The organism is Pedobacter mendelii, from assembly GCF_014635725.1.
Lineage (GTDB): Bacteria > Bacteroidota > Bacteroidia > Sphingobacteriales > Sphingobacteriaceae > Pedobacter > Pedobacter mendelii.
The window spans coordinates 289,389-306,180 of the sequence record NZ_BMDJ01000004.1 but is presented as its reverse complement, the minus strand read 5'-3'; the positions used below and the strand labels follow the sequence as shown (position 1 = coordinate 306,180).

13 protein-coding genes and 3 tRNA genes are annotated in these 16,792 nt (G+C 33.5%); 8 read left to right on the top strand and 8 right to left on the bottom strand.

Annotated features, from left to right (window positions below; all coding sequences use genetic code 11):
* Window positions 1–14: 14 nt before the first annotated feature.
* Window positions 15–695 carry a TolC family protein gene (locus IEV50_RS09440; RefSeq protein WP_188413436.1) on the bottom strand — a complete coding sequence of 227 codons (681 nt, stop codon included), beginning with the start codon at window positions 693–695 and terminating at the stop codon, window positions 15–17.
* Window positions 696–1,826: 1,131 nt separating this feature from the next.
* On the opposite strand from IEV50_RS09440, the gene IEV50_RS09435 reads away from it, so the two are divergent.
* Window positions 1,827–1,979, top strand: coding sequence for a hypothetical protein (locus tag IEV50_RS09435; protein WP_188413434.1), 153 nt, complete (start codon window positions 1,827–1,829; stop codon window positions 1,977–1,979).
* A gap of 112 nt (window positions 1,980–2,091) precedes the next feature.
* Here the strand turns inward: IEV50_RS09435 and IEV50_RS09430 are convergent, their stop codons facing one another.
* The 5 genes from IEV50_RS09430 to IEV50_RS09410 form a co-directional block, all read right to left on the bottom strand.
* Complete coding sequence (locus IEV50_RS09430; RefSeq protein ID WP_188413432.1) at window positions 2,092–2,379, bottom strand: ATP-binding protein; 288 nt, start codon at window positions 2,377–2,379, stop codon at window positions 2,092–2,094.
* Window positions 2,380–2,590: 211 nt separating this feature from the next.
* Window positions 2,591–2,664: transfer RNA gene (locus IEV50_RS09425), tRNA-Pro, on the bottom strand.
* 53 nt (window positions 2,665–2,717) lie between these two features.
* Window positions 2,718–2,791, bottom strand: a tRNA-Pro gene (locus IEV50_RS09420).
* A gap of 87 nt (window positions 2,792–2,878) precedes the next feature.
* Window positions 2,879–2,965, bottom strand: a tRNA-Ser gene (locus IEV50_RS09415).
* A gap of 78 nt (window positions 2,966–3,043) precedes the next feature.
* Complete coding sequence (locus IEV50_RS09410; RefSeq protein ID WP_188413691.1) at window positions 3,044–5,050, bottom strand: HD family phosphohydrolase; 2,007 nt, start codon at window positions 5,048–5,050, stop codon at window positions 3,044–3,046.
* 190 nt (window positions 5,051–5,240) lie between these two features.
* Here IEV50_RS09410 and IEV50_RS09405 point away from each other — a divergent pair, with 190 nt between their 5' ends.
* From IEV50_RS09405 to IEV50_RS09375, 7 genes are all read left to right on the top strand, one after another.
* On the top strand, window positions 5,241–6,098 hold the full coding sequence (locus tag IEV50_RS09405) for an SPFH domain-containing protein (protein ID WP_188413430.1): 858 nt from the start codon (window positions 5,241–5,243) through the stop codon (window positions 6,096–6,098).
* A 4-nt stretch (window positions 6,099–6,102) separates the two neighbouring features.
* Window positions 6,103–6,450 carry a hypothetical protein gene (locus tag IEV50_RS09400; protein ID WP_188413428.1) on the top strand — a complete coding sequence of 116 codons (348 nt, stop codon included), beginning with the start codon at window positions 6,103–6,105 and terminating at the stop codon, window positions 6,448–6,450.
* 504 nt (window positions 6,451–6,954) lie between these two features.
* On the top strand, window positions 6,955–8,130 hold the full coding sequence (locus IEV50_RS09395; protein ID WP_188413426.1) for an acetyl-CoA C-acyltransferase: 1,176 nt from the start codon (window positions 6,955–6,957) through the stop codon (window positions 8,128–8,130).
* Window positions 8,131–8,140: 10 nt separating this feature from the next.
* Window positions 8,141–9,034 carry a hypothetical protein gene (locus IEV50_RS09390; RefSeq protein ID WP_188413424.1) on the top strand — a complete coding sequence of 298 codons (894 nt, stop codon included), beginning with the start codon at window positions 8,141–8,143 and terminating at the stop codon, window positions 9,032–9,034.
* A gap of 161 nt (window positions 9,035–9,195) precedes the next feature.
* Window positions 9,196–10,779 (top strand): peptide MFS transporter, encoded by a 1,584-nt coding sequence (locus IEV50_RS09385; RefSeq protein WP_188413422.1) that lies wholly within the window; start codon window positions 9,196–9,198, stop codon window positions 10,777–10,779.
* A 65-nt stretch (window positions 10,780–10,844) separates the two neighbouring features.
* The gene (locus IEV50_RS09380) at window positions 10,845–12,326 is read left to right on the top strand and encodes a peptide MFS transporter (protein WP_188413420.1); all 1,482 of its coding nucleotides are present in this window, start codon (window positions 10,845–10,847) and stop codon (window positions 12,324–12,326) included.
* Between the two features lie 132 nt (window positions 12,327–12,458).
* A complete protein-coding gene (locus tag IEV50_RS09375; RefSeq protein ID WP_188413418.1) occupies window positions 12,459–13,187 on the top strand; it encodes a polyprenol monophosphomannose synthase in 729 nt (242 codons plus the stop codon).
* Between the two features lies 1 nt (window position 13,188).
* Here the strand turns inward: IEV50_RS09375 and IEV50_RS09370 are convergent, their stop codons facing one another.
* Both IEV50_RS09370 and dnaE read right to left on the bottom strand, forming a co-directional pair.
* Complete coding sequence (locus tag IEV50_RS09370; protein ID WP_188413416.1) at window positions 13,189–13,698, bottom strand: YdeI/OmpD-associated family protein; 510 nt, start codon at window positions 13,696–13,698, stop codon at window positions 13,189–13,191.
* A 77-nt stretch (window positions 13,699–13,775) separates the two neighbouring features.
* Window positions 13,776–16,787, bottom strand: coding sequence for a DNA polymerase III subunit alpha (dnaE, locus tag IEV50_RS09365; protein WP_188413414.1), 3,012 nt, complete (start codon window positions 16,785–16,787; stop codon window positions 13,776–13,778).
* Between the last annotated feature and the right edge of the window lie 5 nt (window positions 16,788–16,792).

Below are 16,792 nucleotides of genomic sequence, written 5' to 3'. Positions count from 1 at the left end.
AATTTTGATTTCTCTTATTTAACTTCGCTTAACTTCATACCAATAATTTGTTCCAATAAATCCTTAGATTTTAAATACAAAGATTCTGCTTGAATTTTTTGTTGGAAAGATGCGAATTGATTAATACGAGATTGATTATATGCATCCAAAGTAATTTCTCCCTTTTCAAATCTTAATCTCAAACTTTCGGCTACACCTTTATTGTCTTGTGCCATTTGAGAACTAATTTTCAACAAACTTAATTGTTGAATGTAATCGTAGTACCTTACTTTAACATCATTAATTAACAAAAGTTCAAAATCTTTTTGCTCAAGTTTTGCAATTTCATAATCTATTTTTGCCTTTTTAACTAAAAAAGGTTTTGTAAGTAAATTACCTAAATTAATACCAACACCAAATTGAACACCATTAACATTATACGGATTAACAGGATCTAATACTGCTCTGTCACCTGGTCTGTAAAAATACGAAGCATTGAAAATATCTAAATAAGATAAACTAGCCGTAGTAATTCCAATTTTCACACCATCAGAACGTAACTGATAGGATTTTGCACGTGGAAAATTTTGTTTCGCCAATTCAATATACTTTTCTAAATCAGCATATTTTATTTCCGGAATAATTGTTTCTTGCGAATAAGCATTCACGCTTAAAAAGATTAAGCATGCGAGCGTAATTTTTAGTAAAGTTTTCATTAATAATAGTGTTGATTTATATAGGTTTTATTTTTGAATTTAAATATGAGATGTTACAAAAACGGATAAAGATACAATTAAACTCCTTTCTTTTAAATAAGTGTAAGAAAAAAAAAATATTAATGTCCTTTTCTTGTGTTATAACCTTTATTAAATTTCATAAAATTTATGTATTTCAATATTAATTAGTCAGTTAGAAGAATGTTTTAAATAAATAATAGGTATAGAAAAAGCATCAATTGCTGAAAATTAACGCTAGACCTTAAAACTTAACACAGCTCTCTTTTTGTCTCTTGTCAAAAAACCTATTTTTTCAGATATTAGGCTTAACAATTATCATTCATTGAATCACTGCTCGGGGAGGATAGTTTTTCAATTGGCTTTTCCTTTAGTCTCCATCGGTAGATGAAGCGTAGTTGAAGCGCAGATGATCCGCTATTAAGGGCTTAACTCGGTAAATCAAATTGAATAGCTATGGCACCTCCCAACTTGTTGCGGTTTAACCAAACAACACATGAAAAGAGTATGTATTTATCCGAAAGATCTAGCATCTTAACTGGAAAAAGTTTAGCGCCAGCATAGAGAGTTCTTAGAAATTTAAAATTTGTACTCAATAAGCGTAAAGATCAATACATTACATTTGATGAATACGCCAATTTTTCTGGCATCGATGTAGAATTGATTCAGAAAATTTGTTTGATGCTGTCTTTGGCTTGTACTTTAGCCATCAGTTAAGAAACAAAACCCGACCCACGTCCCCGGGTTTTGTTATGATTATCCTAAATCATTTTTACATCAAAGAGATATTTTTAACCTTCGATTATTAATTTTTCTTCACATGATTAATAAGCTGCTTTTTTTTAGTTAACGTCACCCTGAATTTATTTCAGGGTCTTCTTTGCAGGAAAGATGCTGAAATAAATTCAGCAAGACGTGGCGTAGAAGCAAATTTGATACCATCAAAGCAAAATCGACAGGCAACAAAAAGATACACTTATTAGTACCAATCGGACACTAATCTGACATTTACAATATTGATGCACGATTCAGCTTCACCACGCTACCCTCTGCGTGTAAAAATAAGTAGGCTTGAATATTGTATAGGCTATACCGGAAACTAAAATTTACGATATGGAAACTTCTTTAAATCAATCGAATATGCTCAGCACTGAAATAAAAGTCTATCGGGCCTTTGCAGGAAAACCGCAGATAAAAAAAATAATGTTTTCCAACTTAATCACTTCTTTTTTGAGCAGCTACCAAAAAGCCCGCAAAAAAATATAAGAATGTTCCATAGGCAATAAGATTTTAAACCAAAATCATTTTACTTCAAAACATGCTTCAGACATATTTCCGTTTAAAGGCAGCGCTGTAACTTGTTTTTGAACAATATTTTTTAAACTTGTTTTAAAAGCAAACTAAAAGAAAACCTGGAGCCTTTCCCCAATTCACTTTCCATCCAGATCTTTCCATTGTGCAATTTTACTAGCTCAGCTGAAAGGTATAGTCCAAGACCAAATCCCGACACTTTACGAGTCTGTATGTTATCAGCCCGGTAATAGCTATCAAAAGGTTTTTTTTGGTCTTCTTCTTTGATTCCTTCATCATTGTTCTTAATACTGCTGGTTACCGTTTTCTTAGACGCACTAAAAAAGATTTCGATAGCGACTACTAAGAACCACAAAAAAATCCCGTAAATCTGGTTGGAGTTAGTTTACAATTGATTACAAGAAAATTTCAGCTTTGTATAGACTTCAAAAATACAGCGAAAATTTGGTAGTTGAGTTAGTGACAAAATGGTTGATATATATTGATCCATATTGCCCCATCTTAAAAAACAAAATCCTCTAAATTTATCATTTAGAGGATTCTTAATACAACATATACTGTGTATGTCGGGGTGGCAGGATTCGAACCTACGACCTCCTGCTCCCAAAGCAGGCGCGATACCGGGCTACGCTACACCCCGAAAAAGGCATCGATCTTTTAAAAATAAACTTGCAATTACATCTGCAAATTTTGTCGGGGTGGCAGGATTCGAACCTACGACCTCCTGCTCCCAAAGCAGGCGCGATACCGGGCTACGCTACACCCCGAACTTGGTATCTGTTTCCCTTTCGCAAGGGCTGGCAAAGTAACGGTTTTAAAATGATAAATCCATTTAAAATTGCCAATTTATTTTGCGGAGAGGGCGGGATTCGAACCCGCGGTACCGTTACCAGTACGACAGTTTAGCAAACTGTTCCTTTCGGCCACTCAGGCACCTCTCCGTTATCTCAAAATTTGTTATACCAACCTTGTTTTGAGGTTTGCAAATATAGTAAAACAACCTATTCCACAAAAAAAAATTATAAAACTTGTTGATAATCTATGCGAACGTGATAGATACTCATCAGCATTGTCTTGAAAATCAATTTGATAGTCTCAATATCTTTTAATGTTAAATCGCAATTATCCAATTGATTTTGCTCTAATTTGTAGTTAATTATCCTTTCTACTAGGTCATTTATATTCTGAGCATCGGGATTTTTAAGACTTCTTGACGCAGCTTCTACAGAATCTGCCAACATTAATACACCGGTTTCTTTGCTAAAAGGAATGGGGCCAGGGTAGCGGAAAATATTTTCGTCGACAAATTTTTCTGGTGAATTTTTTAAAAACGATTGATAAAAATAATCAACCCTTGTGTTGCCATGATGTGTTCTTATGAAATCGATAATAGCTTCAGGCATCTGATTTTTTCGTAAAATCTCAATTCCTTTATGTACATGCTGAATAATAATTTGTGCACTTTGCTCATAAGGTAATTTATCGTGAGGGCTAACAGCCGTATTCTGGTTTTCAATAAAATATTGAGGATTATCAACCTTACCAATATCATGATACAGCGCCCCTGCCCTAACCAGAACGGAATTTCCGCCTATTTTAAATATTGCCGCCTCGGCCAGGTTCGCAACCTGTAACGAATGCTGAAAAGTTCCGGGCGCTTTAAATGCCAACTCGCGGAGAAGTTTGTTATTGGTGTTCGTTAACTCTATTAAGGCAACATCTGATGTTATACCGAAAACTCTTTCAAAAATATAGATTAATGGATAAGCCAATAATGAAAGTAATACGCTAAATATAAATGGAACAAAATTTATCCATTGAATATCCCTAAAAGTTCCTTCACGCAATAAAGCAATACCTACAAAGGATACAAAATATGCCGAAAGAATAAATAATGCCGACACCAGAAAACGCTCCCTTTTAACGAAATTTTTAATGCTAAAAATAGCAACCATACCTGCAGTTACTTGATAAAATACAAATTCGAAACTGTTTGCAACAAAAAATCCTGCTATTAAGATAACCAGCATATGCAGATAAAGCGCCAAACGCGTATCAAATAGAATTCTTATAATTATTGGAACAACACAAAATGGAATGTAATATAAGCTTCCAATATTCATTTTTAACGCCCAAGTTAAGGCAAGTAACATTCCTGTAGTTACAATTAAGATTAAAGACAATTGCCTGTTATCAGAAAAAATATCTCTTCTAAAAAGAAAAAGAAAAGACATTAATATACTTATAACAAAACCAACCAGCACAACCTGGCCTAAATAAACCAACGTTCTGCTTCCTATAGTTTTGGTTTGAGCCTCGTAAGTAGCTTTATATGATTCTAATTTTTGATAAATCTCATCATCAATAACATCATTTTTAGCAACGATTAATTCCCCTTTTTGCACCATTCCTTTCGTTGTAGATACATCGTTAACTGTATTATTTCGGATAACTTCCGTTAATCGCTCATTAAATACAATGTTTGGCGTAATGTGATCTTCTGCTAAATTATTAACCAAATCTTGCATCACCTGATTAGATGATTTAAAATTTAATTTAAAGTATTGAAGTGCGGTTTCAGCGGTAAAAATATCCTGTGTATTTCTTAGTTTTGAAACATTATTATCCAACAAAGCGAAATCATAATTCTTTCCTCCAGCTTGATGTTTAACGTTTAACCCTATAATTCCTTTTTGATAAATCCCTTGTAAAAGCTTGTATGAACTGTTTTTATATAAGGCTTTATCCTTCTCATCTAATTGACCAGAATGCCACTTAATATCAAATTCATTTAAAAACCCCTCTAGCGCATCATCAGTAATTTCTTTATCAAATTGATAAACAGGTAAAACATCTCGTAACGCATCTTTTTTATCGGTACTTACCTGGGGGTTTGTTTTTAAAATAGCAAAAGGAAAAGGCGATATCAAATCCTTATTCATCCAAACTTTATTCTTTTCAAACTCATACCTAAAGCGAGGCTGCTTTGGTAAAAAAAGAGTAATGATAAAGACCGTAAAAATCATCATCAGGTATTTAAGATTTGATGAATATTTACGATAAAGGATTTTATGTGAATTTTTCTTGATTTTGGCCAAAACGATACATTTATGATGCCGTCAAAAATAGCATTTTTATCTAATATACATTTTACTCATTTTGTTTGCAATTACCATTTTTTATATTTCAATTTATGATATTAAATTAATATCAATTATGTATCAGGAAAAAATTATTAGCCCTCCATCAGGGTATTTAACGTTTGCATTATTTTTAGTGCTTCTGGGTGCTTCAGTTTTTTGCTTTGTAACCGAAAGCTTTGTTTGGGGTAGCTGTATCCTCGCTTTTGATTTCTTTCTTGTTTTACCAGGATTGATAATTAATAACCCAAACGAATCTAAAGTTTTAACCCTTTTTGGTAAATATGTTGGTACAGTTAAAACCGATGGATTTTTTTGGGTAAATCCGCTAACAAATAAAAGAAAAGTTTCTTTAAGAGCAAACAACCTAAATGGCCAGCAACTAAAAGTAAACGACAAACTCGGAAACCCTATAGAAATAGCAGCAGTAGTGGTTTGGAAAGTTAACGAAACTGCAAAAGCCATTTTTTCTGTAGAAAATTATCTTCAATATGTAAATATACAAAGTGAGGCTGCAGTGAGACATTTAGCAAATATTTTTCCTTATGATCATGCAGAAGGTGAAGAAACAAGTATCACTTTAAAAGACGGCGCAGAAAAAGTAAGCGAGCTTCTTGAAAAAGAATTAAACGAACGCCTATCCCGAGCAGGAATAGAGGTTTTGGAAGCAAGAATTTCTCACTTGGCTTATGCACCGGAAATTGCAAGCGCCATGCTGCAGCGACAACAAGCAACAGCCGTTATCGCCGCCCGTAAGTTAATTGTTGAAGGTGCAGTTGGAATGGTTGAAATGGCCTTGGAAAAACTATCGCAAAAAGGAATTGTAGAACTTGATGAAGAACGTAAAGCAGCAATGGTGAGCAACTTGCTGGTTGTACTTTGTGGCGACAGACATGTTCAGCCCGTAGTAAATACCGGAACGCTTTATAACTAATGAAGTGGAATTCGAAGAAAAACAAAACTTAAATCTTTGGTGGCTTTACATCTTATTAGGTGTAGATGCTATTATCGTTTTAAGCATACTTCTTTTCGATAACGGTGGAATGAGCTACCAGAATTTACAAAAAGTATACTTCGCTCCTGTAATCGCTGTACTTCTTCCATTTTTTATTATTTTTTTGATTCAAAAAAATATATTAACCACAAGTATGAATGATGAAGGAATTTTATATCAGTATTTTCCTTTTCAAATAAAACCAAGGTTATTTCAATGGAATAACATGGAAAAAGTTTACATAAATAGTTATGATGCATTAGGAAATTACGGTGGATGGGGCGTTCGGTAAAGGTTATGGTTTAAATTTAGTGATAAAGCATACTTAATGAACGATAAAAACAAAGGTTTACAGATAGAATTTAAAAATGGCAAGAAACTTCTTTTTAGTTCCAATAAGTTAGATGAAATGGAGTCGTTTCTAAATAATATTAAAACAAAATATAATATTCAAGCAATAAAGTAAAGAATGGTTGAGAAAGATAAAAAAGCTTTTGTATTAAGAATAAGCCCTGCTCTTTTAAAGGAGATTAAAACCTGGGCTGGATATGAGTTTAGGAGTACAAACGGACAAATTGAATTTTTATTAAACCAAGCAATTAAATCAAGGAAGAAAATCAAAAATTAAGAGGAAAAGATTTAAAGCATAATTATAATTTATATCTAATACTTTTCTTATGAATTTTTTAAAGAGTAATAAAGTCTTTTAATGCCAATATACAATTTAATACGTTTATCCAGTATCAAAAAATGTATAACTTAGCGGCCTAACCAAAAATTTATAAATTTAGTTTACATGAGAGAAGTTGTAATTGTTTCAGCTGTAAGAACGGCTATTGGAAGTTTTGGCGGTTCACTAGCTCAATTTTCTGCCACTCAGTTGGGAGGTTTTGCCATTAAAGCCGCTATAGAAAAAGCAGGATTAAGTTTAAATCAGATTCAGGAAGTTTACATGGGAAACGTGCTTTCTGCTAACCTAGGTCAAGCACCTGCTACGCAAGCCGCAAAGTTTGCAGGCTTACCTGATGTACCTGCAACAACCATTAACAAAGTTTGCGCTTCAGGCACAAAAGCGATTATGCTTGCTGCACAAAGTATTGCGAATGGCGATAATGATATTTTAATTGCAGGCGGCATGGAAAGTATGAGCAATGTGCCTTACTATTTAGATAAAGCAAGAAATGGTTATAGATTAGGTAATGGCCAAATTATAGATGGATTAGTAAAAGACGGCCTGTGGGATGTTTATAACGATTACCACATGGGGGCTGCCGCAGAACTTTGCGCAACAGATTGTAATATAAATCGTGAAGCACAAGATAATTTTGCAATCGAATCCTATAATAGAGCACAATCTGCTCAAATAGCAGGAAAATTTACCGGCGAAATTGTAGCTATTGAAGTTAAAGACCGCAAAGGCGAAATTACTTTGGTTAATTCTGATGATGAACCTACCGCAGTAAAATTCGAAAAAATCCGCGGATTAAAACCCGTATTTAAAAAAGATGGAACAGTAACTGCCGCCAATGCATCAACATTAAATGATGGAGCAGCTGCATTAGTTTTAATGAGTGCAGAAAAAGCATCAGCATTAGGTATAAAACCGCTAGCAAAAATTTTAGGCTTCGCAGATGCACAACAAGCACCAGAGTGGTTTACAACCGCACCTGCTAAAGCAATCCCATTAGCTTTACAAAAAGCAAATATTGATATAAATAATGTTGATTTCTTTGAAATTAACGAAGCTTTTTCTGTTGTATCAATCGCAAATAATCAAATATTAAACCTTAACGAAGCTAAGGTAAACGTAAATGGCGGTGCCGTTTCTTTAGGCCATCCTCTTGGTGCATCAGGTGCAAGAATTGTAGTTACCTTATTGTCTGTATTAGAACAAAATAACGGTAAAATCGGTGTTGCCGGCATTTGTAATGGTGGCGGCGGCGCAAGTGCATTAGTAATTGAGAAATTATAAAATCTATTCAATGAAAAACATCAAATTCTATTTTCTAACTATTATCGGACTTTGGAGTTTTAACTTAAACGCTCAAACAACAGTAAATAAACTTGATGTTTTTCAGGATAGCTTAAGCAGCATATCGAAAACAGTTTATTCGGCACAAAGTGATGAAAAGAAGTTTACTGAAAACGGAAGATTTGTTAAAACTTTGGTTGAAGCACTAAAAGAACCTAACTCTTTCAATTATACTTTTGATTCTTTAAAAACGGTTTCAGTTATTAAATCACCTGATCAGCTTTTCAGAATCATTTCCCGGTATGTACAGTTAGAAAATGGAACGTACAGGTACTATGGCACCATACAAATGAATACTAAAGGTTCACTTAAGCTGTATCCATTGATTGATCAAACTGAAAACATTAATGATCAGAATATAATTACCAACAACCAAAAATGGTTTGGAGCAAAGTATTACGAAATTATTCCTGTAACATTATCTGGCCGTTTACCATATTATGTTTTATTGGGATGGAAGGGTAATACATTAGAAACGACTAAAAAAGTGGTAGAAATTTTATCTTTTGATAATGAACATGTTAATTTCGGCATGCCTGTATTTGATGGGAAAGAGCTTAAAGGTAAAAATCGTGTAATTTTTGAATATCAGAAACAAAACGCCATGATCTTAAAAACAGATAAAAATGCAGGCTTAATTGTTTTCGATCACCTTGCCCCTTTCGATCCTGAAATGGTGGGGAAATTTCAATTTTACGGGTCAGATGGAAATACCGATGCCTTTAAAATAGTTGGTGGTCGTTTAAAATTACAAGAAAATGTAATCTTGAAAAATGAAGCCAATGCAAGCGATGCGCTATACGCTGATCCAACTAAAAATGTAAAACCAGTAAGAAAGTTTTAGCATCGTGTTATCGTAACTTATTCATTATATTATAGATAAGTTAAAAATTTGTTAGAATGCACATCGCTGACTATATTGCGCCTTACTTTATTGGCTAAACAACAAAAATTTCGATTGTAAATTTTGACAAAACTAAACTAATTATTCTTTAAATTTTTAATATGGCATTAGAAACTGTTGCCCTAAACGAAGATCAAGCACTCGATGTGCATTTGGAAAGTAATGGTGTTGAAACACAAAAACTTCTAAATCATCCTGTTGGGTTATTTGTTTTATTTTTTACCGAAATGTGGGAAAGATTTAGTTACTACGGAATGAGATCATTGTTGGTTTTATTCCTTGTAAGTGAAGCAAGTAAAGATGGCTGGAACTGGACGAGACCCGAAGCATTACAACTTTATGCCTGGTACACTGGTTTAGCCTATTTTACACCGATTATAGGTGGATTAATTGCCGATAGAATAACGGGTTACAGAAAAGCAGTTATTTTAGGCGCTCTGATTATGACGCTTGGGCATGCAACCATGGCTTTGGAAGGTGTTAGCACTAATTTATTTTACCTCGGATTATTCTTTTTAATTGCAGGTAACGGATTATTTAAACCAAATATTTCTTCAATTGTTGGAAAACTTTATCCACCAACAAGCGATAAAAAAGATGCAGCTTACACCATATTCTACATGGGAATTAATAGCGGTGCTTTTTTAGGTATGTTAATGTGTGGTTATGTTGGAGAAAAAGTTGGCTGGCACTACGGATTCGGATTAGCAGGTATCTTTATGTTCTTTGGTATGCTACAATTTTATTTCGGGCAGAAAATATTTGGTGTATTAGGTGCAGCAGTAAATAAAGTTGAAAAAGTAATCGATCCAACGGAAGAAGTTTTACCTAAAAAAGTTGTAAATCAGCGACTTTGGGTTGTAGCAATTCTATCCATATTTACAATTTTCTTCTGGATGGTTTTCGAACAGGCAGGTGGTTCAATGACTATTTTCGCAAAAGATTATACCCTTCGTAATTTAACCGGAACAGCAGGTACAACTTTTAAATGGGTAGATGCAGTACTTACTATTTTTCCGCTTGTGGCTGTAACTATAGTTCTTTTAACCCTTGCGTTTAAAATAGCAAAAAAATATCCAGCAACAATTTTCTTCACAGCTTTAAGTTTTCTTATTATATGGGGGCTGGCAATTTGGAAAGTACAAAAAGAGTTTACATCTCTAAATACAGAAGTTCCTGCCTCTTGGTTTGGCATTTTAAACTCTTTTTTCATTGTAACACTTGCTCCATTCTTTTCTAAATTATGGGAAACTAAATTTAACCCTGGTGGACCGGTAAAATTTGGAATGGGATTAGTATTTGTCGGGATTGGTTTTGCAGGTTTAGCTTATGGAGGAATGGATATTGCCCGTGGTGCATCAACAGCTCAAGTAAGTATGTTCTGGCTAATATTTGCTTATTTTTTCCATACCGTTGGCGAACTTTGTGTTTCTCCTGTCGGATTATCTTATGTAAGTAAACTAGCTCCTGCTAAGCTCGTAGGTTTAATGTTTGGTTTTTGGTTTACTTGTACAGCTATTGGAAACTGGCTTGCAGGCAAATCAGGAAGTCTTATTGATAAAATAAGTTCAGAATATTCAATTTCTACATTCTTTTTAATTTTTACTTTTATTCCAATTGTTGCAGGTTTAATTATGTTTGCAATAAATCCAATTTTACGGAAATGGATGAATGGAGTTCATTAATATTTTTAAAAAACTATAATTTAAAAGCCCGATTAATTTCGGGCTTTTGCTGTTAATCAAACCCCATGAGTGAAATACAAACTATAGAAGAAATTCAAAACTTTGACGGTAAGTATCCAAAACAACTTTGGTATTTATCATTAGTAGAAATGTGGGAACGCTTCTGCTTTTATGGCATGCGTGGTGTTTTGGCTTTTTTTATGGTGGATCAGTTACACCTATCCGATCAAAAATCCAACCTTCAATACGGAGCAATTCAGGCTTTTGTTTACGCCTTTACATTTATCGGAGGAATTTTTGCCGACAAAATTCTGGGGTTCAAAAAGTCGCTTTTTTGGGGTGGTTCATTAATGATCATTGGAAACTTAATTCTTGCTTTTAATCCTCAAGGATTATTTTATGCCGGTATAACTCTATCAATTATTGGAACAGGCTTTTTCAAACCCAATATTTCATCAATGGTTGGTGAATTGTATCATGAAAAAGATAATCGAAGAGATGCTGGTTATGGACTATTTTACGCAGGCATAAATGTTGGAGGATTATTAGGAGGAGCAATGTGCATTTATCTGGGTAAATATTACTCGTGGCACTTATGTTTTTTATCAGCAGCTCTGGTGATGGCTTTTGGCTTAAGCACCTTTATTTTTACTAAGAAATACTTAGGTCCGATTGGCAATTCCCCCTTGCTTCATTTAGAGAAAACAAAAAGAACCATTTACGAAGTTGTAGTTTATGTCGGTTCACTTTTGTGCATTCCTTTAATTTTTATCATGGTTAAAAACACCGCATATACCGATTATTTCATGTACACAATTGGTATTGTCGCTTTAGTTTACTTCATTTATGAAATTTTTACTGTGAAAGAAAGAAAAGCCCAGTATAAACTACTGGCTGCCTTTATATTTATATTTTGCTATTTTATTTTTATGGCAATTTCGGAACAAAGCGGTGGTTCACTTTCATTGTTTGCTAAAGATAATTTAGATCATAGTCTTTTATTTTTATCAATAGATCCTAACGTTGTAAACAATAGCGTAAATTCTTTCTTTGTGATTATTTTTAGTCCGATAGTTGGTATTTTGTGGTTACTGATGTACAAGAAGAAAATAGAACCCAATACAGTTGTAAAGTTTGGGATTGGCTTTATATTACTTGCTTTAAGTTTTTATATTTTCTACGCAACCAGATTCTTCGCAAATGAGCAAGGAATAAGCTCTTTAAATGTTTTCACACTAGCGTATCTTTTATTAACCCTCGGAGAACTCTGTTTAGGGCCTATCGGCATGTCTATCATTACTAAACTTTCGCCAAAGAAAATGTTTGGGATGATGATGGGACTTTGGTTTCTATCAAGCGCTTTCGGACAGCTAGTAGCAGGTAAACTTGGTGCAGAAATGTCGAGTATTGAAAACGCTTCACTTATGACTAAATTAATGTCGTACACTGAAGGATATAAAAAGCTGGCAATATATTCATTAATAGCAGGTTTAGCATTAATCATCATTTCATCAATGATTAAAAAATTAATGGCAGAAGTTAGATAATTAACTTTTAACAGAATTTAACCCGTTTCAAAACTATTGATAAGGGTTTTTCATATTAAATATTTACTTTCGCCCTTTGAAAAGAGCAAAGGTTAAAGATTAAAATTGCAAATATATTAAACCACAATAAGCGTGTCCGATAGTTTAGTTATCATTCCAACATATAATGAAAAGGAAAATATTGAAAAAATTATCCGTAAGGTATTTTCTTTAACCCAACCTTTTCACATTTTAATTGTTGATGATGGTTCTCCCGATGGCACGGCAGATATTGTAAAATTGCTACAGGAAGAATATTCAGGCCATTTATTTATTCAGGAAAGAGCAGGCAAACAGGGATTAGGAACAGCCTATATTTTTGGCTTTAAATGGGCACTAGAACGATCTTATGAATATATTTTTGAAATGGATGCAGACTTTTCTCATAACCCAAAAGATTTAATTCATTTAAGAGAAGCTTGCATAAATGGTGCTGATGTTGCAGTTGGTTCTCGTTATGTTAAAGGGGTAAATGTTGTTAACTGGCCAATGGGCAGGGTTTTAATGTCGTACTTTGCATCTATGTATGTTCGTTTTATCACAAGAATAAATATTCAGGATGCTACTGCAGGGTTCAAATGTTATCGTAAAATTGTTTTAGAAACAATTCCTCTGAATAAAATTAAGTTTGTAGGTTATGCCTTTCAAATTGAAATGAAATTTACCGCTATCAAATTTGGTTTTAATGTTGTTGAAGTACCGATTATTTTTACTGACAGAACAGAAGGAACTTCAAAAATGAGTACAAAAATATTTAGAGAAGCTTTTCTTGGCGTTATCCAAATGAAAATTAACAGCTGGTTTAGAAGTTATAAAAGATAGGTTATTTATTTACCTTACTTTCTCTAATCATCGTTCCGAAATCTTGTTTTTTATCCATTGCATTAACCGTCATAACTAAGCGTTTCGTTCTGGTTGGTTCCGTTTTTGCAGAATTTATCCAATTGATATAATAATTTTGATGTGATTTAGGTTGTTTTAAAAAGTTTTGCATCAAATGTTCTTCTTCAGATAAACATATTTCTAAATCCTCAGGCATTTCAATTTTAAAATCCTTATCTTCTTGGAGAGAAAGTTCTAACAATGCACCTTCCTTTTTATTAAGTTTTTTACGAAGCTCCCCTTTTAACGCAATTATAAAATCGCCTTCACCCATTGGAATTGTTGCAATTCCTGCAATTTCCAATAAATCAATTCTACCTTTTACACGAAAACTTTTTTTGCAACCTTCTTTTATTTCATTTGCTAAAGCACCTGGAAGAAAAACATAGCTCCACCCAGTCTTCTCCCCCATTGTTTCAAAACGTTCTATTTCTGCTTTAAATTGGATCATGTTTGAAGATATACAATTTTTTCGGCTCAAAAAACAAATAATTTATAAACCAATTAGCGATGTTATTCTGCTTATCACTAATCAACAGCTACAGGATTCATGTGGATATCAAGTTTGGCAAACTTCAAAACTTCTATGCTTGGAAAATTAAAGTCTTCTACAACTTTCCCTAAAATTAAGTAACAGCCTTTACCTTTAAAAGGATACATCGGCGTTGTATTCGGAAAATGCGTTGTATCGAAAAAATCGCCTTTTGCATCTAAAAAAGTGCCAAACCACATTTTTGTATTTTTAATGGTATGAACAGTTTTCTCGCAAACATAGTTACCAACCATTTTAACAGTTTTACCTATATGATTATGTAAATCGGAAGCCATTATATCACCACGATAATTTGTTTTGAGTAAATTAAACATACTAAAATTCAATGGAAAATCTAATAATTCCAGTTCTGCGTATGCATCCTCAATTTCAGAATTTTCCAATTCTGGTAAACTAAAAGTTTTATGTATTGTTTTAAACAATTCGGCATGATTAAGTTTCTTTTGCTTGTGACCCAAATAAGTATAAATATCCCAGAGCAATGTCTTTTTATCTTTTCCGGTAAAACGTAAAGCACCTAACCGAATTAATAAAATTGCCTGTTCTAAAGTAATTTGCGTACGCTTTACAAATTGCTCTAAATCAACATATAGCCCATTCAAACGCCTTTCTCTGGGAATAGATTCTATAAATTTCCCTTCCAAACCTTGAATACCAATTAAACCCAAATAAGCATCATTACCTTTAATATTTACAACTTCATCACTATTATTTACGCAAGGTAAGTGAACTTTTGCGCCAGTTTTTTGTAATTCGTGAACATAAACCCAGCGACTATAAAAACCGCCATAATTATTTAGTACAGCAACCATAAATTCTTTGGGGTAATAAGTTTTAAGATATAAACTCTGATAACTTTCTACAGCAAAAGATGCAGAATGTGCTTTAGAAAAGCTGTAACCTGCAAAAGATGAAACCTGCCGCCAAACTTCTTTAGTTATTTCCTCATCTCGTCCTAATTCTTTTGCTTTATCAAAAAAACGTTGAACGAGCTTGTCGAATTCTACTTTAGAGCGATATTTTCCGCTCATTGCTCTGCGCAAAATATCAGCATCGGCTAAATCCAAACCTGCATAGTGGTGGCAAATTTTAATCACATCTTCCTGATAAACCATTACGCCATAAGTATCTTCTAATTGTTCTTTCATTATTGGATGTAGATATTCAACTTTATCAGGCGCATGATAACTCTGTATATACATTTTCATCATTCCCGAACTTGCTACGCCAGGCCTGATTATAGAACTTGCGGCAACCAATGTCAAATAATCTTCGCAAGTTAATTTTTTAAGTAATTGCCGCATTGCAGGCGATTCAATATAAAAACATCCGATAGGCTGCCCCGCTTTCAATTCTGCATTTAATTTAGGGTTGTGCCTAAAAGTTTTAAAATCATGTATATCAACCTCATCACCTATATTTTCTTTAATAATTTTAATTGCCTCTCTGATATGCCCTATCCCGCGCTGGCTTAAAATATCAAACTTTTCATAACCTATAAATTCGGCTTCATACATATCCCACTGCACTGTAGGAAAACCTTTGGGAGGCAAATCTAAAGCTGTATAATAGGTAATTGGTTCTTCAGAAATTAAAATTCCTCCTGCATGAATTGAACGTTGATTTGGCATATTTTTCATCAGCTGATGAACATATAATAACTTGGTATAAGTTGGGTTTAATCTATTCTCTCTTTCTTTAGTAGGATCGGTAAAACCATCAATCTCATCTTTTGGCAAGCCCAAAACTTTACCAATTTCACGAATAATTGCCCGATCTTTAAAAGTACTCATGGTACCTAAAAAAGCAACATCACCTTTAGGGTATCGATCAAATATATATTGTTGTATAACGATTCGTTCATCCCAGGAAAAGTCGATATCAAAATCAGGAGGGCTTGTTCTCTTTTCATTTAAAAAGCGTTCGAAATATAAATCGAGCTCGATGGGATCTACATCGGTAATCCGTAAACAATAAGCTACAATACTATTTGCACCCGAACCACGGCCTACATGATAAAACTTACATTTATTGATGGCAAAACGAATAATATCAAAAGTAATCAGGAAATATGCATGATAGTTTAACGCTTCAATTACTTTTAACTCTTTTTCTACACGTTGCCTTGCTACTTCATTATCCAAGCCATATCTATATTTTAAACCCCTAAACGCTAATCGGCGAAGCAATATTTTATCACCATGGGTTCCTGTTTTTGTATATGTTTTTTTATTTTTAGAAAACTTCTCGGTAGTCAAATAAGCATCCATATTACAAGCATCCATTAGTTTACTGGTATTTACGAGCATAAAGGGATATTGATTATACTGTTCTTTTATTTCCTGTTCAGGTATAAAAATTTCTTTTTTTGTGCATTTTGCACCATGCTGAACCATACTCAAAAGTGTACTTAGGCTAACTGCTCTTAAATATTCATGCAAACGATATTCAACTTTATTAGTAATTGTAACCGGATGCCAAACCACTAGCTTATCTTTAAAATTTTTTATAGGATAAGTATATAAATGATTGAGCTGTTCGCTACGTATGCCTACAAACTCATTTGAGGCTAAAGCAGGTTGTTTATCTTTACAAAAAGGATAAACTATAAAAGCGTTTTTAAAGGCAGGTGCTTTAATGGGAAGAGGTTCTTGATTTAAATTATGCCAGGTTAAAAAATCATTCAGTTCTTTCATACCTTCCTTATTTTTTGCAATGCCAAAGTAGAGTAATTTATGTTCCAAACGGAATTCAATACCAATAATCGGCTTAATTAAATAAGGTACGTTGCCTTCATCTTGTTCTGTTTTATCGATTTTTATATTTTGTTTTTCACACTCACGTATAAATTCCATTGCCCCTGTAGAATTATTTATATCCGTTAAAACCAATTGGTGAATATTTAATGCACGTGCCTGGGCAACAATTCTTTTAATATCAATCGTACCGTATTTTAAACTATATGATGAATGCACATTCAGAAACATAGCTA

Bases quoted from the DNA above. Each gene is read 5' to 3' on its own strand.
- IEV50_RS09440 (WP_188413436.1), bottom strand. From the start codon at position 695: ATGAAAACTTTACTAAAAATTACGCTCGCATGCTTAATCTTTTTAAGC.
- IEV50_RS09435 (WP_188413434.1), top strand. From the start codon at position 1,827: ATGGAAACTTCTTTAAATCAATCGAATATGCTCAGCACTGAAATAAAA.
- IEV50_RS09410 (WP_188413691.1), bottom strand. From the start codon at position 5,050: ATGATTTTTACGGTCTTTATCATTACTCTTTTTTTACCAAAGCAGCCT.
- IEV50_RS09405 (WP_188413430.1), top strand. From the start codon at position 5,241: ATGTATCAGGAAAAAATTATTAGCCCTCCATCAGGGTATTTAACGTTT.
- IEV50_RS09395 (WP_188413426.1), top strand. From the start codon at position 6,955: ATGAGAGAAGTTGTAATTGTTTCAGCTGTAAGAACGGCTATTGGAAGT.
- IEV50_RS09390 (WP_188413424.1), top strand. From the start codon at position 8,141: ATGAAAAACATCAAATTCTATTTTCTAACTATTATCGGACTTTGGAGT.
- IEV50_RS09385 (WP_188413422.1), top strand. From the start codon at position 9,196: ATGGCATTAGAAACTGTTGCCCTAAACGAAGATCAAGCACTCGATGTG.
- IEV50_RS09380 (WP_188413420.1), top strand. From the start codon at position 10,845: ATGAGTGAAATACAAACTATAGAAGAAATTCAAAACTTTGACGGTAAG.
- IEV50_RS09370 (WP_188413416.1), bottom strand. From the start codon at position 13,698: ATGATCCAATTTAAAGCAGAAATAGAACGTTTTGAAACAATGGGGGAG.
- dnaE (WP_188413414.1), bottom strand. From the start codon at position 16,787: ATGTTTCTGAATGTGCATTCATCATATAGTTTAAAATACGGTACGATT.